General features: G+C 64.1%; 24 protein-coding genes and 1 tRNA gene. 15 read left to right on the top strand and 10 right to left on the bottom strand.

Annotated elements, in window-relative coordinates:
* Positions 1 to 7 precede the first annotated feature (7 nt).
* The 3 genes from XI03_RS10835 to XI03_RS10825 all read right to left on the bottom strand — a co-directional run bounded on the left by XI03_RS10835 (position 8) and on the right by XI03_RS10825 (position 1,407).
* Positions 8 to 214, bottom strand: coding sequence for a hypothetical protein (locus XI03_RS10835; RefSeq protein WP_008145196.1), 207 nt, complete (start codon positions 212 to 214; stop codon positions 8 to 10).
* Between the two features lie 181 nt (positions 215 to 395).
* A complete protein-coding gene (locus XI03_RS10830; protein ID WP_014491840.1) occupies positions 396 to 671 on the bottom strand; it encodes a YiaA/YiaB family inner membrane protein in 276 nt (91 codons plus the stop codon).
* 40 nt (positions 672 to 711) lie between these two features.
* Positions 712 to 1,407 (bottom strand): PspA/IM30 family protein, encoded by a 696-nt coding sequence (locus XI03_RS10825; RefSeq protein WP_104464877.1) that lies wholly within the window; start codon positions 1,405 to 1,407, stop codon positions 712 to 714.
* 103 nt (positions 1,408 to 1,510) lie between these two features.
* Here XI03_RS10825 and XI03_RS10820 point away from each other — a divergent pair, with 103 nt between their 5' ends.
* From XI03_RS10820 to XI03_RS10810, 3 genes are all read left to right on the top strand, one after another.
* Positions 1,511 to 2,119 carry a TetR/AcrR family transcriptional regulator gene (locus XI03_RS10820; protein ID WP_271592134.1) on the top strand — a complete coding sequence of 203 codons (609 nt, stop codon included), beginning with the start codon at positions 1,511 to 1,513 and terminating at the stop codon, positions 2,117 to 2,119.
* 170 nt (positions 2,120 to 2,289) lie between these two features.
* Positions 2,290 to 3,561: a DUF892 family protein gene (locus tag XI03_RS10815; protein WP_028140032.1), complete on the top strand. Its 1,272-nt coding sequence runs from the start codon at positions 2,290 to 2,292 to the stop codon at positions 3,559 to 3,561.
* Positions 3,562 to 3,708: 147 nt separating this feature from the next.
* Positions 3,709 to 5,331, top strand: coding sequence for an ABC transporter substrate-binding protein (locus XI03_RS10810; protein WP_271592133.1), 1,623 nt, complete (start codon positions 3,709 to 3,711; stop codon positions 5,329 to 5,331).
* 97 nt (positions 5,332 to 5,428) lie between these two features.
* Here XI03_RS10810 and XI03_RS10805 read toward each other — a convergent pair whose 3' ends face one another.
* On the bottom strand, positions 5,429 to 6,772 hold the full coding sequence (locus tag XI03_RS10805; protein ID WP_271592132.1) for a glycoside hydrolase family 3 N-terminal domain-containing protein: 1,344 nt from the start codon (positions 6,770 to 6,772) through the stop codon (positions 5,429 to 5,431).
* Positions 6,773 to 6,960: 188 nt separating this feature from the next.
* Between XI03_RS10805 and XI03_RS10800 the strand changes: the two genes are divergently transcribed.
* The 3 genes from XI03_RS10800 to XI03_RS10790 are packed head-to-tail and all read left to right on the top strand — an operon-like array spanning position 6,961 to position 10,790.
* Complete coding sequence (locus tag XI03_RS10800) at positions 6,961 to 8,490, top strand: DUF4153 domain-containing protein (protein WP_028140029.1); 1,530 nt, start codon at positions 6,961 to 6,963, stop codon at positions 8,488 to 8,490.
* A 12-nt stretch (positions 8,491 to 8,502) separates the two neighbouring features.
* The gene (locus XI03_RS10795; RefSeq protein ID WP_038947561.1) at positions 8,503 to 9,207 is read left to right on the top strand and encodes a response regulator transcription factor; all 705 of its coding nucleotides are present in this window, start codon (positions 8,503 to 8,505) and stop codon (positions 9,205 to 9,207) included.
* Entirely contained in the window at positions 9,204 to 10,790 is a 1,587-nt protein-coding gene (locus XI03_RS10790; protein ID WP_095425190.1) for an ATP-binding protein, read from the top strand. Before XI03_RS10795 ends, XI03_RS10790 begins: the two co-directional genes overlap by 4 nt.
* Here the strand turns inward: XI03_RS10790 and XI03_RS10785 are convergent.
* Positions 10,787 to 10,927 carry a hypothetical protein gene (locus tag XI03_RS10785; protein WP_018321489.1) on the bottom strand — a complete coding sequence of 47 codons (141 nt, stop codon included), beginning with the start codon at positions 10,925 to 10,927 and terminating at the stop codon, positions 10,787 to 10,789. The two genes, XI03_RS10790 and XI03_RS10785, sit on opposite strands and share 4 nt — an antisense overlap.
* Before the next feature lie 79 nt (positions 10,928 to 11,006).
* Between XI03_RS10785 and XI03_RS10780 the strand changes: the two genes are divergently transcribed.
* The 7 genes from XI03_RS10780 (at position 11,007) to XI03_RS10750 (ending at position 16,977) form a co-directional block, all read left to right on the top strand.
* The gene (locus XI03_RS10780; protein ID WP_271592131.1) at positions 11,007 to 11,576 is read left to right on the top strand and encodes an alpha-ketoglutarate-dependent dioxygenase AlkB; all 570 of its coding nucleotides are present in this window, start codon (positions 11,007 to 11,009) and stop codon (positions 11,574 to 11,576) included.
* A 204-nt stretch (positions 11,577 to 11,780) separates the two neighbouring features.
* Positions 11,781 to 12,197, top strand: a complete 417-nt coding sequence (locus XI03_RS10775) for a DUF3606 domain-containing protein (RefSeq protein WP_271592130.1) — start codon at positions 11,781 to 11,783, stop codon at positions 12,195 to 12,197.
* A gap of 258 nt (positions 12,198 to 12,455) precedes the next feature.
* Positions 12,456 to 13,385: an alpha/beta hydrolase gene (locus XI03_RS10770; protein ID WP_095425189.1), complete on the top strand. Its 930-nt coding sequence runs from the start codon at positions 12,456 to 12,458 to the stop codon at positions 13,383 to 13,385.
* A 152-nt stretch (positions 13,386 to 13,537) separates the two neighbouring features.
* Positions 13,538 to 14,761, top strand: coding sequence for an ABC transporter substrate-binding protein (locus XI03_RS10765; RefSeq protein WP_271592159.1), 1,224 nt, complete (start codon positions 13,538 to 13,540; stop codon positions 14,759 to 14,761).
* 164 nt (positions 14,762 to 14,925) lie between these two features.
* Positions 14,926 to 15,060 (top strand): hypothetical protein, encoded by a 135-nt coding sequence (locus XI03_RS10760; protein WP_271592129.1) that lies wholly within the window; start codon positions 14,926 to 14,928, stop codon positions 15,058 to 15,060.
* Between the two features lie 167 nt (positions 15,061 to 15,227).
* Complete coding sequence (locus XI03_RS10755) at positions 15,228 to 15,854, top strand: LysE family translocator (RefSeq protein WP_028140021.1); 627 nt, start codon at positions 15,228 to 15,230, stop codon at positions 15,852 to 15,854.
* A gap of 31 nt (positions 15,855 to 15,885) precedes the next feature.
* A complete protein-coding gene (locus tag XI03_RS10750) occupies positions 15,886 to 16,977 on the top strand; it encodes an enolase C-terminal domain-like protein (RefSeq protein ID WP_271592128.1) in 1,092 nt (363 codons plus the stop codon).
* A gap of 8 nt (positions 16,978 to 16,985) precedes the next feature.
* Here the strand turns inward: XI03_RS10750 and XI03_RS10745 are convergent, their stop codons facing one another.
* Positions 16,986 to 17,408 (bottom strand): RidA family protein, encoded by a 423-nt coding sequence (locus XI03_RS10745; protein ID WP_018316149.1) that lies wholly within the window; start codon positions 17,406 to 17,408, stop codon positions 16,986 to 16,988.
* Positions 17,409 to 17,613: 205 nt separating this feature from the next.
* Here XI03_RS10745 and XI03_RS10740 point away from each other — a divergent pair, with 205 nt between their 5' ends.
* Positions 17,614 to 18,081 (top strand): NUDIX hydrolase, encoded by a 468-nt coding sequence (locus tag XI03_RS10740; RefSeq protein WP_271592127.1) that lies wholly within the window; start codon positions 17,614 to 17,616, stop codon positions 18,079 to 18,081.
* A gap of 28 nt (positions 18,082 to 18,109) precedes the next feature.
* Here XI03_RS10740 and XI03_RS10735 read toward each other — a convergent pair whose 3' ends face one another.
* Both XI03_RS10735 and XI03_RS10730 read right to left on the bottom strand, forming a co-directional pair.
* Positions 18,110 to 18,658: a DUF488 domain-containing protein gene (locus XI03_RS10735; RefSeq protein ID WP_271592126.1), complete on the bottom strand. Its 549-nt coding sequence runs from the start codon at positions 18,656 to 18,658 to the stop codon at positions 18,110 to 18,112.
* A gap of 32 nt (positions 18,659 to 18,690) precedes the next feature.
* Positions 18,691 to 18,918, bottom strand: coding sequence for a DUF2945 domain-containing protein (locus XI03_RS10730; protein WP_038947568.1), 228 nt, complete (start codon positions 18,916 to 18,918; stop codon positions 18,691 to 18,693).
* Between the two features lie 200 nt (positions 18,919 to 19,118).
* On the opposite strand from XI03_RS10730, the gene XI03_RS10725 reads away from it, so the two are divergent.
* A complete protein-coding gene (locus XI03_RS10725; protein WP_271592125.1) occupies positions 19,119 to 19,646 on the top strand; it encodes a DUF4440 domain-containing protein in 528 nt (175 codons plus the stop codon).
* Positions 19,647 to 19,879: 233 nt separating this feature from the next.
* Here the strand turns inward: XI03_RS10725 and XI03_RS10720 are convergent.
* Together XI03_RS10720 and cpdR are read right to left on the bottom strand one after the other, a co-directional pair.
* Positions 19,880 to 19,954, bottom strand: a tRNA-Val gene (locus XI03_RS10720).
* A gap of 75 nt (positions 19,955 to 20,029) precedes the next feature.
* The gene (gene cpdR / locus XI03_RS10715; protein WP_007597092.1) at positions 20,030 to 20,389 is read right to left on the bottom strand and encodes a cell cycle two-component system response regulator CpdR; all 360 of its coding nucleotides are present in this window, start codon (positions 20,387 to 20,389) and stop codon (positions 20,030 to 20,032) included.
* Between the last annotated feature and the right edge of the window lie 285 nt (positions 20,390 to 20,674).

The following is a 20,674-nucleotide window of genomic DNA, read 5'->3' as shown; positions in this document are numbered from 1 at the left end:
AACTGCCCTACAGCGTCTCTTGCTGGTGCCCGCAATTCTTGCAAGCGAACTTGACCCGGGTCTGGCCTTTCTCCGCCTGGACCCGGTTCGGCGCGCCGCACTTGCCGCAGACGGCCTCGATGCGGGTCGCGCCCTGCTTGACGACGATGGTCTTCTTTTCCATCGATTCGCGGATCAGGCGCTCGGCCTCCTCACGCAGCGATTGTTTCGACAAAGCTCGTCTCCGCCTCTGGAAAGCGCGAGAGCCATATCGCACCTGCGTTCGAAGTACAATGCGAGATGCGGACCGCGAGGCACGATCAAGACGTCATTCCGGGTGGCCCTGGACGCGAGAGCCGCGGCGCGTCGCTCCGCGGCTCTCCTGCTCGTCGTCCGATTGGCGCAAGGCACATTTTTCAAGCCGCCTTGGAAACCTCCATCAGCAAACGCTCGGCCTTGGCATCCTCGATGCGGTTCACCAGCCGGCTGCTCTCGTGATTGTCGCGCACGGTCTTGGTCAGGGTGATGCAGGTCTGGATCAGCATGACGATGCCCATGGTGAGATAGCCCTTCATCCAGAGGTCGATCGGCAGGAAGAAGATGCCGATGGCGACGAGGAACGCGGAGGCTGCGAAGGACGCGTAAGTGAAGGTCACCCAGGCGCTGCTATGGGGTTGGCCGTTCTGGTTCATGACGGTCTCCTGTTGGTTCGAATGATGATGGGATTGGGGATCAGGCAGTCGGCGCGCGCTTGGACTTCAACCGGACCAGCACGTCGTCCGCAGTCGTCTTCAACCGTGGGCCAAAACCCTGCTCGGCTAATCTCTCGGCGGTGGCGAGCGGACCGGTGGCCGCGTCGAGCTCGACCAGCGCATCATCGGCGGCCTGGGTTTCCATCTGCCGTTCGCGCAGGCGCCGCAGGGTGCTCTCCGCCTCCGGCAGCGTGGATTCGTAAGGGCGTGCCGCCTCGATGCCGCTGCGCCGAAGCGAGCGTACCGCCTCCGAGGCTCGGGCGACGCGGCGGCCGCGATCGAGCTCGGTGATGCGGGCCTGCGCGGTCGCGACGTGCCGCTTCAACCGGGCGATCTCGGTCGCGAACAAGGCGCGGGCCGTCATTGCCGCATCGCGGTCGGCCTCCAGGCCTGCGATGGCTTCGGCAGCGTCCCTGGCGAGATCCTCGCGGCCGCCGTCGAGCGCCGCAACCGCGCGCGTCTCGAGATCGGCAATGCGGGCGATCGTCGCCTCGAGCTTGCGGCCTTCCTGTTGATCCTGCGCGATCGCCAGCGCCAGCGTCCGCTTGCTGCGCTCGACGGCCGCGGCCGCATCGCGCATCTGCTGGTCGAGAATGAGGAGGGCCGTGCGGTCCTCCAGCTCTTCGCCCGCGGCGGCCACGCTGCCGCGGAAAAGTGTCACGACGGTCTTGAACATCTGTTGCTCCCTGTTATGAGCGTTGCTCACAGATACTTTGTAGCAACAACCTTGAACATTGTTCAAGAGAATTTTGAGCAACGCTCAAGAATTTGACCAATGCATGTCTAAAGCCTTGGAACGTCGAGAGAAACTGCGGGTCGACCTGATCCTGGCGGCGGAACGGATGATCGCGGACCGTGGATTGCCGGGGTTGAAGACCCGAGATCTCGCCCGCGAGATCGGCTGCGCCAATGGTGCGGTCTATAATCTCGTGGCCGATATGGATGAGCTGATCCTGCGTGTGGGGTCGCGCACGTTGCTCCGGCTCGACGAGGCGCTGAGCGTGGCGGAAGGCGCGGGCGCCCCCTCGCCGCAGGAGACCCTGGTCCGCATCGCCATCGCTTATTGCGATTTCGCGGCGGAAAATCTCCAGCTCTGGCGCGCGCTGTTCGAGCACCGCATGGAGGCCGACAAGGTCGTCCCCGACTGGTCCGTCGACGACCAGATGCGGCTGTTCCGCCACATCTACCAGCCGCTGGCCGCGCTGTTTCCAAAGCGCGGCCCGGAGGAGCTCGGCATCACCGCACGCAGCCTGTTCTCGGCGGTCCATGGCATGGTGGCGCTGGGGTTGGAGCAGAAGCTGGTCGCCGTGCCACTGCCGGCGCTGCGCAAGGAAATCGCTGGCCTCGTGCGCGCGATGATTGACGGACTGATCGCGCGGGCAGCATAGGGCCGCGCAGCAGCGGGATCATAGAGATCTCGCCGGCACCAACGAACGTGCATATGCGCTCCGCTTCACTCCTTCGCGCAGCACCGGATCTGAATCTCGGCGAGAGCTAGGAACGAACATTCCGAGGGTCGGTTGACGCGCATAGTTTCCCTCAGAGCGCGAGCCTTCCCATGTATCACCACGTCAAGAAACTGATGTTCACCGTGCGTGTCGACGAACCCGATCCCCGCTTCGGCAATATGCTGCTGGAGCAGTTCGGCGGCGCCAACGGGGAACTCGCGGCAGCGATGCAATATTCGATTCAAGGTTTGAATTGCGAGGACCCCGACCGCAAGGATCTCCTGATGGATATCGGCACCGAAGAGCTCAGCCATCTCGAAGTCGTCGGCTGTCTCGCGCGGATGCATCTTGCGCCTTCGAAGAATGACCGCCAGGCGGCGGAAGCCGATCCGCTGATTGCGATCGCCGGCGGCGGCGGTGTCAACCTGTTCAATTCGCAAGGCAATCCCTGGACCGCCGACTATCTCAAGATCACCGGCGAGCTCGACGTCGATCTCCGCAGCAACATCGCCGCCGAGGCGCGCGCCAAGATCGTCTATGAACGGCTGATCAATTTCTGCGACGACGCCGGCAGCAAGGACGCGCTCCAGTTCCTGATGACGCGGGAGATCACTCATATGAAGGCGTTCGCGCGAGCGCTCGAAAGCCTGTCGAAGCCGGCCTTCAGCGTCGGCAGGCTCGCGCCGACGCCCGGCCTCGTGAACCAGTACTTCAACGACTCCACCGGCAGCGGTGACCACGGCGAAATCGACACCCGCGGTCCCTGGAACGAGGGTGAGGACTGGGTGTTCACGGAATCGCCTGCGCTGCAGTCCGCCGATCCCGGCGCCGGCACGCCGATCGTCACGGAAAGCTCACCGCCCGTCGACGAAGCCGGCCTGACCGATCTCCTGCTCCATGAACTGCGCGACATTCTCCATGCCGAGAAGCAGTTGACCAAGGCGCTTCCCAAGATGGCGCAGGCCGCCCGCTTCGACCAGCTGCGGGAATTATTCGAGCAGCATCTGACCGAGACCGAGAATCAGATCGAGCGCATCAACGAGTGCTTCGAGCTGCTCGGCGAGAACGCACGCGCCAAGCCCTGCAAGGGCATGATGGGCCTCATCGAGGAAGGCCAGGAGGTCATGAAGGAAGGCGAAGAAAAGGAGGACGCGGCCGCCGACCTCGCACTGATTTCTGCGGCTCAACGCGTCGAACATTACGAGATGTCCGGCTACACCACCGCGCGCAACCTGGCGCAGCAGCTCCGGCATAGCGCAGTGGTCGCCCTGCTCTCCAAATCCCTCGCCGAAGAAGAAAACGCCGATCTCCTGCTCAATCAGGTCGCGCGATCGCTGATGTCGGTTGCGAAGATGCCTGCCGCACTGGAGCAGGCCGAATAGGAAGCGCCTGGCGCGCGCAGACGCACCGAATGAAACCGCCTCGCGCCGTCGCGCGGGGCGGCCGGCCACGGACACGGTACGATCATTCGTGCCGGTGGCACACACCTTGCCTCTCGATGCCGGACAATTGCCGGACAGGAGGCACCCATGAGCAGTTCACCCTTCCATATGAGCCGCCGCAGCGTGCTGCTCGGCGGCGTGGGTGCCGCCGGCATCAGTGCCGTCGCCCCTCCCTTCGCCTGGGCGCAGGGCCGGAGCGAAACGCTGCTGGTGGTGCAGGAGCTGGGTCCGAACTCGCTGGACATGCAGGGCGTCGGCTCCAACCAGACCGTGAACGGGCTATCGTGGAATTGCTACGACCGCCTGCTCTCCTACGCCTCCAAGACGCTGCCGGACGGAACGCTGTCGTATGATCGCGAGAGGCTCGCGCCCGAACTCGCCGAGAGCTGGGAGGTCGCGGCCGACGGCATGTCCTGCACCTTCCGCCTCCGAAAAGATGCGAAGTTCCACGACGGGTCGCCGGTCACGGCCAAGGACGTCAAATGGTCGTTCGACCGCGCGGTGAAGGTCGGCGGCTTTCCGACCTTCCAGATGTCCGCGGGATCGCTGGAAAAGCCCGAGCAGTTCGTGGTGGTCGACGACCACACCTTCCGCATCGACTATGTCCGCAAGGACAAGATGCTGCTGTTCAACGTCGCCGTCGTGGTGCCGTTCATCATCAATTCCGAGCTGGCGAAGAAAAATGCGACGGCCGAAGACCCGTGGGCGCTGGCGTGGCTGAAGAACAACGAGGCCGGCGGCGGCGCCTACAGGATCGAGAGCTGGAAGCCTGGCAGCGAGACCGTGCTAGCACGCTTCGACGACTGGAAGAGCGGACCGTTGCCGAAGATCAGGCGCGTGATCGCACGCGACGTCCCCTCCGGCGGGACCCGCCGCGCCATGCTGGAGCGAGGCGATGCGGACTTGTCGAGCGGCTTTGCGCCGCGGGATTTCGACCAGCTCATTAGGGAAGGCAAGGTCAAGGTGTCGGGCGTGCCGATCCCCAATGCGCTCTGGTACGTTGCTCTGAACACCGCAAAGCCGCCGTTCGACAACGTCAAGCTGCGCCAGGCCATCGCCTGGGCGATGCCATATGAGCAGATCCAGAGCAGCGCGTTCTTCGGCCGTGCCGTTCCCATGTACGGCGGCGCCGCCGACGTTTCAAAGCCGGTCTGGCCGCAGCCGTTTCCCTATGTCACCGATCTCGACAAGGCCAAGGCGTTGATGAAGGAAGCCGGCTTCGCCTCCGGCGTGGAGACGACCTTGTCACTCGACACAGGCACCGCGACCGTCGGCGAACCGACGGCGATCCTGATCCAGGAGAGCCTCGCCAAGATCGGCATCAAGGCGGCAATCGAAAAGATCCCCGGCGCGAACTGGCGGACGACGCTGAACAAGAAGGAGCTGCCGCTCGCGCTCAACCGCTTCAGCGGCTGGCTGGATTATCCCGAATATTACTTCTACTGGAATTTCCACGGCAACAACTCGATCTTCAACATCTCCTCCTACCAGAACAAGGAGATGGACGTGCTCATCGACAAGGCCCGCTTCACCGCTGATACGGCCGAGTACGACCAGGCCGTGAAGGATTTCATTGCGCTCTGCATCCGCGACGTCCCGGTCGTTCCGCTCAACCAGCCGATCCACGACGTCGCCATGCAGAAGGCCGTCACCGGCTACGAATTCTGGTTTCACCGGGAGCCGGACTACCGTCAGTATGCGAAAGGCTAAACCGCGATACGATCAGGACGAATCGTCATCGCGCTTTGGCTTTTTGTTTAAGCATGATCTTTTCGGAAAACCGCTGCGCACTTTTCCGGATCATGCTTTAGTCCTGACGGGCGAGGCTGATCGCGCCAGAACCCCCTCGGGCCTGCTCGATCGGAAATCCTCTTTCCAGACGCGTCGCGCTTGCGCGCAGCATCGCCGCATCGAGCCTGCCGTGCCGCAACCCGTCCAGAGCGCAGGCGAAGACGCGATAGAACTGCGCGCCGTCATAGGCGACCAGCAGCAGGTCGACGCCGGCATTGATCGCCTCGACCACGGCCTTGCAGACGTCGTTCTGGTAGATCGCACCCATCACGAAGTCGTCGGTCATCACCATGCCCTGGTAGCCCCATTTGTCCCGGAGAATGCCATCGACGACGCGCTTGGAATGCGAGGCGGCGCGGTCGGGATCGACCGCGGTCAGCGTGACATGCCCGACCATCAGCGCGCTGCGCGAATGCGACAGCACATCGCGGAACGGAAGCCAGTCGGAGGCTTCCAATTCCCCGACTGGCGTATCGAGATTGGCGCTGAAATGATGCGTGTCGGTGCGCACGCGGCCGATGCCCGGAAAATGCTTGAGCGTGGCACCGACGCCGGATTCTTCCAGCCCGCGGACATAAGCGCTTGCGATCGTGCCGACGACAGCAGGATCGGTTGCAATTGCGCGCTGGCCGATCAGCGTGTGGAAATCGAGACGGTTGCGCCTCGCCGGCGGCTTGAGGTCGAGCACCGGCGCGAGATTGAGGTTGACGCCAAGCGCGCCGAGCTCGTGTCCGTGGATGCGGCCGAATTCTTCCGCTTTGGCCTGCTGGTCGTCGGGAGCCAGCCCGGTGAGCGTCGCCAGCGCCGGCACCTTGGTGAGCGGCGGGGCAAGGTGCCCGACGATGCCGCCTTCCTGGTCGGCGGCCACGACCAGCGGCGGCAGGCCCGCCGCGCGCCTGATATCCTGAAGCGCCGAGATTTCGGCACGTAGCGCCGCAATCGTCCGGCCCCGGATGTTGTGCCGGGTCACATAGACGCCGCCGATCAATCCCTGCTCGGCCAGCCGCGCGACCTCGGAAAACGAGGAATAGCCGACCATGAAATGAGGCCCGAGCTGTCGCGCCTCGGCGGCGCTTGCGCCGAGAACGTCGTGCTTGCGCAGCTCGAACTTCAGATGCGCGGCGGACATCAGGAGCGGCGGCAGGCACCAGAGCGTGACGAGCAGCTTGCCCGCGATAGTGCGCCACCGTTCTCCGCGCAGCAGGAGGATGACGATCACAAGGCTTGCGACGACAAGCGCGACGTTTCCGGCGCCCCGGAGCGCGACCAGATAGGGATCGTTCTTGTTCGCGGCCACGAATGCGACCAGGGGTGCGGCAAGCCAGAGCAGAATGAGACCGATACGGCGGAGGAATTGCATGATGCATCACGCGCTGGGAGTGGCGATGCTTCGCACCTATCAAAGCGATTTGCGCTCCGCGAGAGGCAAACGCGTGCCTGCACGAAATCTGCAAAAGACTCCTGAAACCGTGCAAACGATGATCTCGGCTTCTGCACAAGCACCTTTCAGACTTCGTGATGCCACCCATCACGAAAGGTCTTCCGGATATGACGAGCCTGGCTTCGACGATAGCAGCGGACCTCCAGCCGCTCAGGCATTCCTCCATTCCGGCCAAGCTCGGCCTCGCGCTGGTGCTGGCCGCGCTGGCGGACTGGCTGTTCTATGGCCACCGGATCGGCCTATCGCTGGCCCTCTTTGCCGTCGCGACGGCTTGCGTGTCGGTGCTCTTCAATCACGCGGCCCTAAACCTGCGGCGCGCCCTGATCGGCACAGCCATTCTCATCGCCGGCCTCGCACCGGCCGTCGAGGAGCTCAACGCGCTCTCGTTGCTGATCCTCGGCGCGGCGCTGCTTATCGCCCTGCTGCTTGCGACCAATCCGGAGACGACCGGGCTCGCCGACCGCGTCCGCGCGCTGCGCAACTTCGTCCTGCTCGGGCCCTTCAGGTTCTTCCTCGATGCGCCCCAGGTGTTCAACGCGTCGGCGCTGACCCGCGGCATCGCGCGCTGGCTGCTCCCTGCAGCACTCAGCACGGTCTTCGTCGCGCTGTTCGCCGCGGCCAATCCGGTGATCGAGCAATGGGTGTTTATGCTCAATCCGAAACTCATCCTCCAATATATCAGCATCCCGCGCGTACTTTTCTGGGCCTTGATGCTGGCGCTGGTCTGGCCGTTCATCCATGTGCGCTGGCGGCGCAAGACGATCGTCACCACCGCCGTCGCGGACGGACCTGTGCCGCCGCCGCTCCCGCCTCTGGTCTCGGCGGAGTTTCTTGGTCCCTCCACCATCCTGCGCTCGCTGATCCTGTTCAACCTGCTGTTCGCGGCGCAGTCCATTCTCGACGGCATCTATCTCTGGGGCCATATGGCGCTGCCGGACAATCTGACCTATGCGGGCTATGCGCATCGCGGCGCCTATCCGCTGATCGTAACCGCCCTGCTCGCCGCGGCGTTCGTGCTGGTGGCGATGCGCCCGGGCGGGCCGGCCGAGAAATCGTCGGTGATCCGGCCGCTGGTCTATCTCTGGGTCGGCCAGAACGTCCTTCTCGTCGCCTCCTCCATCCTTCGCCTCGACCTGTATGTCGATATCTACATGCTGACTTACTGGCGGATCGCGGCCTTCATCTGGATGGGGCTGGTGGCGCTCGGATTGCTCCTGATCGTCGCCCGCATCGCGCTCGGCCGGTCCAACGGCTGGCTCGTGGGCGTCAATCTGACCGCGCTCGCGATCGTGCTGTATGGCTGCGCGCTGGTGAACTTCGACGCCTTCATTGCCGACTATAATGTGGCGCACAGCAAGGAAGCTTCAGGTAAGGGCGTGCAGCTCGACACCAATTATCTCCTCTCGCTCGGGCCGCAGGCGCTGCCTGCGATCGACAAGGCCATTGAACTCCTGGCGAACGCGAAGGGCAGCGATCTTTCGGCACGAGGCTACTGTCTTGTGTCCCGACGCAACCGCCTTGTAGAACTGCAGCGCCAGGATCTGGCCTGGCGAAGTTGGGGCTTTCGCAGCTGGCGGCTGCAGCGCAGGCTGGACGCGCAGGCGAAAGATCAGTCCGGCAGCCGGCCGGCAGGGTGAGCGGAGACTTTCTTGGCGCATCGCATTCTCATCGTCGACGACGAAGGCCATATCCGCGAGGTCATCCGCGTTGCGCTGAAGAAGGCCGGCATGGACGTGATCGAGGCCCGCGACGGCAAGGAGGCGCTCAGCCGCTTTGCCGCCGACAGGCCCGATCTGATCGTGCTCGACATCGGCATGCCCGAGTTCGACGGCCTCGATGTCTGCCGCGAGATCCGCAAGGCGTCCGACGTGCCGATCCTGTTCCTGTCGGCGCGCGACGAGGAGATCGATCGCATCCTCGGTCTCGAGATCGGCGGCGACGACTACGTGACGAAGCCGTTCAGCCCACGCGAGTTGGTGGCGCGGGTCAACGTCATCCTGCGCCGGCTCAGCCCGCGCAATGGCGAGGCCAAGGCGGGCCCGGCCGCGCTGTCGCAAGGCGGCCTGCTGATCGATCCCGAGCAGCATGTCGCGACCTTCGCCGGCACGCCGCTGAAGCTGACCGCGATCGAGTTCGGCATCCTCCGCGCGTTCCTGACCCGGCCAACTTCGGTGTTCAACCGGGAGCAGCTGATGCGGGCGGCCTATCAGCTCAACATCCAGGTCTCCGACCGCACCATCGACAGCCACATCCGCAACATCCGCGCCAAGCTCGCAGTGCTGGCCTGCGACAACGTGATCGAGACCATCCACGGGGTCGGCTTCAAGCTCGGCCGCTGCGAGAAAGCGGCATGAGCGCGGCGCCCGACAAATGGCGGCCCTCGCTCGCCCTCGTGATCTTCACGGTGCTGACCACCGTTGGCGTGCTGCCGCTGGTCGGCCTGTTCTTCTTCCGCCTTTACGACAACCAGCTGATCCGCCAGACCCAGGCCGAGCTGATCGCGCAAAGCCGCGTGCTGGCGACGATCTATGCGCAGGAGGTCACGGCCAGGCTCGACAGCGGCCTGACGCTCGGCGCCGAGGTGCCGCCGAACGTGCTGCCCGACCCCGGCGACCAGGTCACCCCGATCCGCCCCGCGCTCGACCTCACCGCCAACGATCTGCTGCGGCGGCGACCGGATGCGCAGGCCGCGCCTCATCCGGCGCAGGCGGCCTATATCGAGATCGGCGCTAGACTGTCGCCGATCATCCGCGAGACCCAGAAGGTGACGCTGGCGGGCTTTCGTATCCTCGATCCGCAAGGCGTCGTCATCGCCGGGCGGCAGGAGGTCGGCCAATCGCTCGCCCATATCGAGGAGGTCGCTGACGCGCTGCACGGGCAGTATCGGGCCACCTTGCGCAACCGCGTGCCGGACAAGCCGCCGCCCCCGATCTATTCCTTCAGCCGCGGCCTCGGCGTGCACGTGTTCTCGGCAATGCCGGTGATCGTCAACAACCGCGTCGCGGGCGTGATCTACACCACGCGGACGCCGAGCAACATCTTCGACCATCTCTACCAGGAGCGGGCAAAGTTCGTGCTGGCGGGGCTCGCCGTGATCCTCGGCACGATCGCGATCGGCCTCGTGTTCTCGCGCACCATCACCCTGCCGATGCGCGAGCTGATCGACCGCGCCGCGCGGATCGGCCGCGGCGACCGCGAGGCCTTCCAGCCGCTTCGGCATTACGGCACGCGTGAGTTCGCCCAGCTCTCGCACAGCTTCCTCGGCATGGCCGAGCAGCTGGCGCGGCGCTCCGACTATATCGCGACGTTCTCGGCCCATCTCACCCACGAGCTGAAATCGCCGCTGACCTCGATCAAGGGCGCAGCCGAGCTGCTGCAGGATTCCTATCAAGGCAGGTCTGACGGACTGACGCCGGCCGAGCAGAAGACATTCATCGCCAACATCCTGTCCGACACTCAGCGGCTGGAAGCGATGGCGCAGCGGCTGCGCGATCTGGCGCGCGCCGAGAGCCTGCCGCAGAACGAGCGCACGGAGCTCGCGCCCGTGATCGCCGACCTCAGGAACAGGTTTCCGGCTAGCTCCATCGAGGCCAGCGGCAGCCTCGACCGCCCCATCGGCATGTCCGGTGAAAAGGCACTGATCGTGCTGTCGCATCTCGCCGACAACGCGATGCGGCACAAGGCTGGGACAATCAGGCTGGAGGCTGTCGACGAACGCACGACCTTGCGTCTGACGGTGAGCAATGACGGCGAGCCGATCTCGGCACCGAACCGCGACAGGATTTTTGATGCGTTCTTCACCACCCGCCGCGACCAGGGGGGCACCGGGATGGGGCTTGCGATCGCGCGCGCGGTGATGGCGAGCCATGGCGGCTCAATCAGGCTCAAGCCGACCGACGAGGGCGCGGCCTTCGAGCTGCAATTCCCTGCGGTCTAGATCGCGAACACCCAGGCGGCGACGATGGTGCCGATGGTGACGAGACCAGCGATGGTCCAACCGGCGGCATATTCCAGCTCAGGATGACCGGTCGCCCGCATGATCTCTGCCGGATCGGCGGTATGTTTGTGTGCCATGACAGCCTCGCACGTTTCTTCCCGCGTCATATGTAAGTCGCATCAGCCGCCATTAGGTTCCATCACGGAAATGCGAGGAATGACGCAGCTTGGCTTGTTCGCCGTCCCTGACGAAGGCCCGACCGGCCTTCGCTACATGGACAATTTTATCGAAGCCGCCGTCGAGCAGGCCTTGATCGGCCGCATCGCAGCATTGCCGCTCGAGCGTTTCCAGTTCGGGGCGTTCGAGGGCAACCGCCGGGTGGCGTCGTTCGGCTATCGCTATGACTACACGCTGCAGCGGCTGGCCGAGGCGGAGCCGATTCCGGACTGGCTGTTGCCCGTCGCGCGTCAGGCCGAGGCCTGGGCGAAGCTGCCGGAGGCCAGCGTCCGGCAGGTGCTCTGCACCGAGTATGAGGCCGGCGTCGGCATCGGCTGGCACCGCGACAAGCCGCACTTCGACAAGATCCTCGGCCTGTCGCTCGGCTCGGCCTGCAGACTCCGCTTCCGCCGCCGCAGCGGGGACAAATGGCAGCGCCACACGCGCGAGGCCCAGCCGCGCTCGCTGTACATGATGGAAGGCGAGGCACGCTCGCAATGGGAGCACAGTATCCCGCCGGTCGAGGCGCGCCGTTACTCCATCACGTTCCGGACGATGAAGCGGGCGTAACGCGGCCGGCCAGACAAAACATGCGAAACAACCCCATGCAAAGTAAAACGCCCGTTCCGCCCGAGGCGCGGCGGCGCCGCACAAGGGTTTGACACATCGGTGCAAAACCGCCGCCTTGCGCAACCACCGCACGGCTTGCGTCTTGCCTTCCGAATCCGGTTGCATGCTAGATTGGCGGCACGCATTCCGCGGCAGGAGGGAAGCATGGCCGAAAACAAGGCAAAGCGCGGCGGGGCCGATCGGGCGCTGATTGCGCTCACGGAAAAATATGAAGTCGCCTACTGGTCGAAGAAGTTCAAGGTGACCCCGGCCAAGCTGAAATACGCCGTCAAGAAGGTCGGCCGTTCCGCCAAGAAGGTCGAGGCGTATATCAAGCTCCAGAAGCACCGCGCCTCCGACAAGAGCCGGATCGCGCTGAGCGAGGCCTATGAGGTCCGTTACTGGTCGAAGAGATTCAAGATCACCCCGGCCAAGCTGAAAGCTGCCGTCGCCGCGGCCGGCCATTCTTCCAGGAAGGTCGAGGCCTATCTCGCCGCCCGGAAGACGGCAAAGAAGAAATCGGCCAGGAAGACGACAAGGAAGACGACGAAGAAGGCAGCCAGGCGCAAGAGCGCCGCCTGAGACCTCGGAAGCCATGGATGCGGGGGGCCGCAACCTGTCCTCACATGGGCCACGTCGTCGCCAGTGCGACGGGGGGCCGCTGGCGGCCGGGCGCCAGCCGAAAATCTCGCACGCGACGACGGTGGGCTTCGGGGTGATCGCCTTGCTGTCGCCGAACCAAAGGTGCCGTGAAATCGCCTCAAGGCGGACGAATAAGGCGAATTGAAAAGACAGGCCAAACCGGCGAACCAATATGGGGGGCGCAAAGGCCGGCACCAAATGAAGAATTATCTCGCTTTTTTCCTGTTTCTAACCATCACGACAGCATCCGCGCATGGCCCGTTGCCGGCGCGGCTGACGCCGCCCTCCGACCTCATCCTGACAGGCCTGACCGATTCCGACACCACCGCCGGCGGCACCGCGCGGCTGTGCGAGCAGGTCACCTTCTCGCGGGGCCTGCGCTACGGCGAAAACGAGGCCAATGTGCTCGACGTTGCCGCCAGCACGACCAAGGCGGATACGCCGCGGCCGGTACTGCTGTTCGTGGCCGGCGACAGTTTCACCGGCGACCGCGCCGCGCCCGAGCTGTCGCGCCAGATCCAGGACCAGGTCATGTGCTTTGCCGCCCGCAACGACATGATCGGGGTGCGCGTCAATTATCGCCTGGCGCCCGCAGCGACCTGGCCGATGGGAGCGACCGATGTGGCGGCGGCGCTGTCCTGGGTCCACGGCAATATCGACCTGTTCAACGGCGACGCACGCGAGATCGTCGCGGTCGGCTACGGCGCCGGCGCATTCCATGTCGCAACCCTGCTGGCGCATCCCGAGCTCCAGGCCGACCGCGCCGATGTCGCGGCCGTCGTGCTGGTGTCCGGCATCTACCGCGCCGGCAAGGACGCCAGCGACAGCGAGAAGGCCTATCTCGGCGGTGACGCCAGCCAGTACAACGCGCGCTCGGTATTCCCCGGCATCCTCAATGTCGATGTGCCGATCGTGCTGGCCTGGGCCGCGGACGATTCCCCTGGCCTCGTGACGCAGGGCGAGACCTTGAAGAAGACGCTCTGCGGCGCCGGCCACTGTCCGCGCAGCGCGCTGCTGCGCAGTCGCGACGGCATCGCGAGCGCCTTTGGCCTGGATGGCTCCGGCGACAGCCTCGCCGAACCGACCCTGCTGCTGGTGCATCAGCTGGAAGCGCGGGGGCTGCCGTAGCGGCGTGTCAGCACGCCTGCCACTTCGTACGGGCCTGCGCTGTATTGAAGCGGGCTGCCAGGCCACACGATTGCCAAACGCCTGATCTAGATCAACTCGCCTTGGTGCGGACTGAGCCGACCTCGTTGGGGGCCAACGACAAGGTGTCGAGCATGCGCGTCACCGGCAGACTGCTGTTCGTTTTGATCGCCGCACTCGCGTCGCTTGGCGCGATGTCCGAGCAACGCCCAGACCAACCCACAAGCGATAAGGAAATCCGCATCGGCAATGTCATGCCGTATTCGGGAGCGCTCTCTGAATTCGGCGCGATCGGTCAGGCGGAGGCCGCCTATTTCGACATGGTCAACGCGCGCGGCGGCATCAATGGCCGCAAGATCCGCTTCATCACGCGCGACGACAATTCCGATCCGTCGACCGCACTGGAGCTGACGCGCAATCTGGTCGAGAAGGAGGACGTGCACCTGATGTTCGGATCGTTCGGCACGCCCGGCAATCTCGCCACCCGCTGGTATCTGAACGAGAAGAAGGTGCCGCAGCTTTTCGTCGCCTCCGGCGACGAGGAGCTGAGCCAGGCCAGGGCTTTCCCCTGGACCATGGGCTGGCAGCCGTCGATCCGGTCGGAGGGGCGCATCTACGCCAACTACATTCAGGCCTATTATCCCAGGAAGAAGATCGTCGTGCTCTGGCAGAACGACCAGTTCGGACGCATGCTCTACAAGGGAATCCAGGACGGACTTGGCGATCTGAACCGCCATGTCCTCGTCGACATCGCCTTCGACATCGGCGACGAGCACCTCGACGGGCACGTCTCGATCCTCAAACGCGCGGGTGCCGATATCTTCGTCTTTCTCGGCGTGCCGTCGACGGCATCCAAGGTGATCAGGCTCGCGGCTTCGCTCAACTGGCGCCCGGTCTTCATCGTCAACGATACCTCCGCCTCGATCGCCAATGCGATGGCGCCCGCGGGCCTGGAGAATTCGGCCGGCGTGATCTCGGCCGCCTTCCTGAAGGACCCCAGCGACCCCGCCTGGAAAGACGATCCTGCCATGAGGGAATGGTTCGCCTTCATGGACAAGTACCATCAGGTCGAAAGCACCAACAACAGCGCAGCGGTCTACGGCTACGCCGCAGCCGAGGCGTTGACGCAGGTGCTGAAGCAATGCGGCGACGACCTGTCACGCGAGAACATCATGCGTCAGGCGGCTTCGCTGAGGGGTTACAACCCCTCCGTCGCGCTGCCCAACATCAGGATGAATACCTCGCCGAACAACTATCTGCCGATCAGGCAGATGCGGCTCGTGCAGTTCGACGGCCGCTCGTGGCAACCCTTTGGGGATGTGATCGAGACGGCGTTCACCGAGGGGGCGGCGAGGTGAGGCCCACCTGAACGCTGTCCAGCGGATGGATAGGTAACAAAACAGACCGGATGGATGGGTAACAGTCGTTCATGATCTGGTCGGCTGCGGCGCGGCGTTGGCGCTGCGCCGCAGCTTGCGCGTTTTCTGGTCGATGATGCCGATCGGTACGTCGAGAAGCGCACTTGCCAGGATCCGTCTTCGGTCTCCTCGACGGCAACGGCTTCACCAACGAGAGCGCTGCAAATGTGAATGAGCTCGCCTCGCCATTTGATCTCGCCGTTGGAGCGACCTGGCGCACCGCGGCTTCGGCCGGATAATCCGGCTCGGGAAGCCGCGTCGTTCAGCGTCGTCGACCGAATAGGGAATCACCTCGCGGCTGATGGAGACAGCTCTGAGAACCAGGAGCCTATGCCGCATCGAGGACTTGCATTGAGAGACCGGGTCTGGCTGGTTTGAGCTCCTGACAATCAGACCGGAACTCACCATGATCCAGTTCGACACGTTGCTGACCTATATCGCGGTGGTTCTCGGCCTCTTTCTCATTCCGGGTCCCGCCGTCCTCTTGGTGCTCGGGCGCGCGTCTGTGGGCGGGCATCGCGTCGGAATTGCCACCGGTCTTGGCATCGCTACTGGAGACCTGCTTCACACCGCGATGGCTACGCTCGGATTGTCGGCGGTGCTAATGACCTCGGCTCTCGCCTTCAGCCTGGTGAAGTACGCCGGCGCTGCCTACCTCATATATCTTGGCATCCGCGCGTTTATGGAAAGAGGCGAGGATATCAAGTTGGCGCAGTCGCGTTTGGTCGACGCGTCGCTCGCCTTCCGGCAGGCCGTGCTGGCCGAACTGCTCAACCCGAAGACGGCGCTCTTCTTCCTGGCCTTTCTCCCACAGTTCGTACATTCCGAGAAGGGCTCCGTCGTTGCCCAGCTTGCAATTCTTGGCCTCATCTTCGTCATCATGAGCGCGATCTACACCGCGTTGATCGCACTTGTTGCCGGACAAGTCGCTGGCTGGCTCACCCGTCATCGCAGCATCGGCCGCTGGCAGGGCCGCGTCATCGGGGCGATCTACCTGGGTCTTGGCGTTCGCATGGCCTTGCAGCAAAAGTAGCCTGATCGTTCCATCCCGCCCGGAGAGATTCATGACCGAGACCATCCGCATCCAACACTTCCATGCGCGGGCCGTGATCGTGCCGATGAACCTGCCGCTGCAGACCTCGACCGGCGCTGTCGCCAAGGCCCCGCTGGTGCTGATCGACTGCGAGACCGACCAGGGCGCCCGCGGGCACGCCTATCTGTTCTCGATCACACCGTCGGCGTTGAAGCCGCTGACGGCGATGGTCACGGAAATGTCAGACCTGCTTGCCGGCGACGAGCTGCTGCCGTTCGAGATCGAGCGCAAGCTGACCCAGCGCTTCACCCTGCTTGGCCTCGCCGGCCTGCAGCGGCTGGCGCAATCCGGCATCGACATGGCGGCCTGGGACGCGCTCGCCCGCAGCAAGGGCCTGCCGCTGGCACGGCTTCTCGGCGGCGCGCCGAAGCCGGTCAAGGCCTACAATTCGAAGGGGCTCGGCATCATGCCGGCGGGCGCCGCGGTCGAGGAGGCGCACAAGCTGCTGGCCGAGGGGTTTCAGGCCGCCAAGATCCGCGTCGGCCGGCCCGATGCGCGGGAGGATCTCGCCGTCGTCCGCGCGGTGAGAAAGGCCGTCGGCGACGAGGTGACGCTGATGTGCGACTACAACCAGGCACTGACGGTGACCGAAGCCATCCGCCGCGGCGAGATGCTCGACGACGAGGGCTTGAGCTGGATCGAGGAGCCGATCCGCCACGACGATTATGCCGGCTGCGCCCGCATTGCCGACGCACTGCATACGCCCGTCCAGATCGGCGAGAATTTTGACAGCGCCTTTTCGATGCAAACAGCGCTCTCGGCTGAGGCCTGCGACTACGTGATGCCCGACGTGCAGCGCATCGGCGGCGTGACCGGCTGGCTGCGCGCCGCCTCGCTCGCCCATGCCGCCGGCATCGAGATGTCGACGCATCTGTTCTCGGAAGTCAGCGCGCATCTGCTCTGCGTGACGCCGACCGCGCACTGGCTGGAATATGTCGATTGGGCCGACGCGGTGCTTTCGACGCGACTGAAGATCAAGGACGGCTTTGCGCTGCCGAGCGAGGAGCCCGGCAACGGGCTTGCGTGGGACGAGGCGGCAGTTGCCAAATATCTCGTTGGATAGCCTGCTTGCTATGACCGAACAGCGGCAATCATGTTCAGCTCGACCGGCGCCCCTCGCGGCAACTCGGCGACACCGACGGACGTCCGCGTATGACGACCGCGCTCGCCGAGGCGTTCGATCAGCCGGTCGGAGGCACCGTTCATGACTTGCGACTGCTGGGTAAATCCAGGTGCCGAAGCGACGTATCCAACGAGCTGCAGGACCTGGACGATCCGGTCCTCTCCGCCTGTGGCGTGATTGATGGCGGAAATGCAGAGATCAGCGCAAAGGGCGGCAGCTTCTTGTGCGGCCGCGATATCGACGCCTGCTCCGACCTTGCCCACATACAGCAGGTCTTCGCCGCGACGCGGCAGCTGGCCACTGACATAGGCAAGTCCACCATGGATGATCACCGGCAAATAGTTGCCACCGGGCTTGTTCACGCTGCTCATCTCAATAGCCTGCCTTTGCTTCACATCCGGCGAAGCGACGCATTTCGCCGCACGCCATAACTCGATCGCACCAGCTCGTTGCGGTGGTGGATAACCGGACAATGGCAGGCGGCGAGTCATGGATCAAGGCTGCGAAGCCTCATCCGGCCCGACGGAGCTCGCCCCACGCATTGCACCACGGCGGCGCGCGCGATAACGATCCGCTATGACCATTTGGCGCCCGCATCCCCACATCCGCGTCGTCGCGATCGGCCTGCACTGGCGGGACGGGCGCCTGCTGGCGGCCGAAATTCGCGACGATGCCGGGCGGATCAAGGGTGTTCGGCCGCTCGGCGGCGAGATCGAATTCGGCGAAAGCTGGCGCACTGCGCTGATGCGCGAGTTCAACGAGGAGCTCGGCATCGACGTCACCATCACAAGCGAGCCGTTGGTGCTGGAGAACATTTTCATGCACGAGGGCGCAACCGGGCACGAGGTGATGTTCATCTGCGAGGTGGAGTTTCCCGACGGCGCCTTCGCCGACCGGGATCGCCTCGACTTCCTCGAGGACAGTGGAGAGCAGATCATCGCGCGCTGGTTCGACCTTGCCGACCTCGACGTGGACGGGGGACCGAGCCTTTATCCGGCCGGGTTGAAGGATGTGCTGCTCCAACCGGCGAGCCAGCCCGATTGACGGCGTTGGCTAGCTCCACGCCGGGGATTTACGCGATTGGCTGATTTTCCGCCGGGTAGACCAGACGCTCTTCGGGAACGACCCGCGCAGCCGGATTCATCTCGGCCTCTTTGACCTGCCCCCGCCCCAGAATGTGAAACACCGTCTCGCCCGCCGCGAGCAAGTAATCGGTGATGATCCGACGGTGACATCGCCACCACAATGTTTCCGCGCACATGATGGCGCAGCGCTGCACCTGCCCGACGGCGCGCAAATGTGCGAGCCCTTCGTGAAAGGCCACGCCCATCGCGTGGTCGGCGTAATTGTGAAAGCTGACGTTCTGCCAGAAGGCGTTGGTCTCGCGCGGCACCTCGCGCCTGCGGCTGCGCAGGCCGCCGAGCGAGGCAATGTGCTCGTAGCCGATCGAAGCAGCCGCGAGCGATTGCGGCAGGGTCTCGCGATTGTACTGCGGGTTGGTACGGGAGCGGGGCACGGTCCGAACGTCAGCCACGAAGGTGACCGCGCTGTCCTGCAGCAATTCGACGAATTCCTCGATCGAACGTGTGGCGTGGCCGATGGTGAAGAACGGATGAGCCATGGTGACACCTCGACCGCCCGGCTCGCGGGCCGTCAGCTTTTCAACGACCGCAATGCGCGGCCCTTGTGCAGGGCGACGTGATCGGTCTTGTCGCTCCTGATCTCGTACTGCGGATCGTCAGGCGTAGCGTGATGGACGTAGCCCTTGTAATCGACCTCGGCGGTGTGCACGCGCAGGATATGGCCGCGCACCCGGCCGGCCTCGGAATTCCAGCTGACGTGGTCGCCGACGGCAAACCTTTTTCCGGGGTTCTTGGACATGGCGGATCAATGCGCGGCAGCACCGGCCTGTTCCAGGGGGCAGCCCCCGACCGCGCGAGCGCAGGCTAAATCCCTGCGGCAATCCACCAAGGCGTGGGCAACGAAGACGTGATGCAGCGGCGACCGCGGATCGCGCGATCCTGAAAGGTCGGCGAGGCGATTGATGATATGACGATCAACATTCAAAACCAGAGGTCACCATGCCCCCTTCCGAGATGTCTCGAGGCTCCATCAGGCCGCGGCCCTTTGCGCGATGTCGTCGTCGTGCTGCGGCAGCGACCGCAGCGCTGCTCCTCGCCGCAGCGTTCTGGCCAGCAGGAGGCGCGCAAGCTGCCGCAAATGACGCGGAGGCACGAAACATCTTCGAAAAATTCATCGCCGCGCAGAATGCGCATGATGCGGACGATGTGAAGATGATGCTCTGGAATTCGCCCGGCACACTGTTGTTTGCGAGAGGCATCGAGACGAGAGGCCGCGATGCGGTCGCCACCCGATTCAAGGCGTATTACGAGGGCACCTGGCACCTCGAGCCCAACATGTCGGAATTCCACGTTGCGGTGATCTCGAACGAGGTGATGCAGATCCTCGTTCCCATCGTTTTCACACGCGGCCTTCCGGGCAAGCCGTCGCAACAATATACGTTTCTGATCAGCCAGACCTACGTTCAGGATGCGACCGGCTGGCACGTCGCCTCCATCCTGCCGGTGGCGAACACGGAACTGAAGTGATGGCCGGGATGGGCCTCTGGAGGGGCATCCCTGATTGCGCTTCGCTCCATCCCGGCTACGGGCTGTCCAGCGAAACCGAGCAAGACGCGCCAGTCCGTCTCCGCTCTTCGAGCTACGCCAGACACGCTTCGCGTGGAGATCGTGGCTTGCCGAGCCGAAGCTCGCGGCGGCAGCCCGCCTACGCCCTTTGGGCTTCGGCGCGGCATCCTTCTCTCGCTATCGCGAGCGAAGGATGGTGGGCACGACAGGGATCGAACCTGTGACCCCTACCATGTCAAGGTAGTGCTCTCCCGCTGAGCTACGTGCCCTAAAAGTCCACTTACGTCGGGTGGGGTCCCTATAACGGACGAGGGGACCCTGTGCAAGGACGGAACGGGGCCGATTTAGGCCGCCAGCATCTTGTTCACTTCGCTGACCAATTCGCGCAGATGCACGGGCTTGGACAGCACCTTGGCGTTCTTGGGGGCGTCCGAATCCGAGTTCAGGGCGACCGCGGCGAAGCCGGTGATGAACATGATCTTGATGTCGGGGTCGAGTTCCGAGGCCCGGCGGGCGAGCTCGATCCCGTCCATCTCCGGCATCACGATGTCGGTGAGCAGCATCTCGAACGGCTCTTCCCGCAACCGCTGATAGGCGGCCATGCCGTTGTCATGGGACGAGACCTGAAAACCGGCGTTTTCCAGCGCCTTGACCAGGAAACGGCGCATGTCGTTGTCGTCTTCGGCGAGCAGGATTTTTGGCATGGCAGGAAACGTCGAATCCCCAGAGGATATCAGCAGAGCTTACTAAGCCGGACAGAGGGTAAATTTGGGGTGAAAATCTTAACCCCAAGCCGGCTGCACTGCCGGCTCCTTGTGAACCGGAATGCCGCTCGAATCAATCGAGCCGCCGGCGCATCCCCGCTTCCCTGCCCACACGGTTAAGACATGTTCCAGCGCCAATCACATCTTTTCGCTTGGCAGAATGGTTGCGATTCCGGACAATGACGACACATAAGAGCCGCATCGATCGGCCGAATCAATTCGATC

Origin of the sequence: Bradyrhizobium sp. CCBAU 65884, from assembly GCF_028128835.1 — a bacterium.
Classification (GTDB): domain Bacteria; phylum Pseudomonadota; class Alphaproteobacteria; order Rhizobiales; family Xanthobacteraceae; genus Bradyrhizobium; species Bradyrhizobium ottawaense.
Note: the sequence above shows the minus strand (reverse complement) of the source record. Positions and strands in the feature narration are given on the sequence as shown.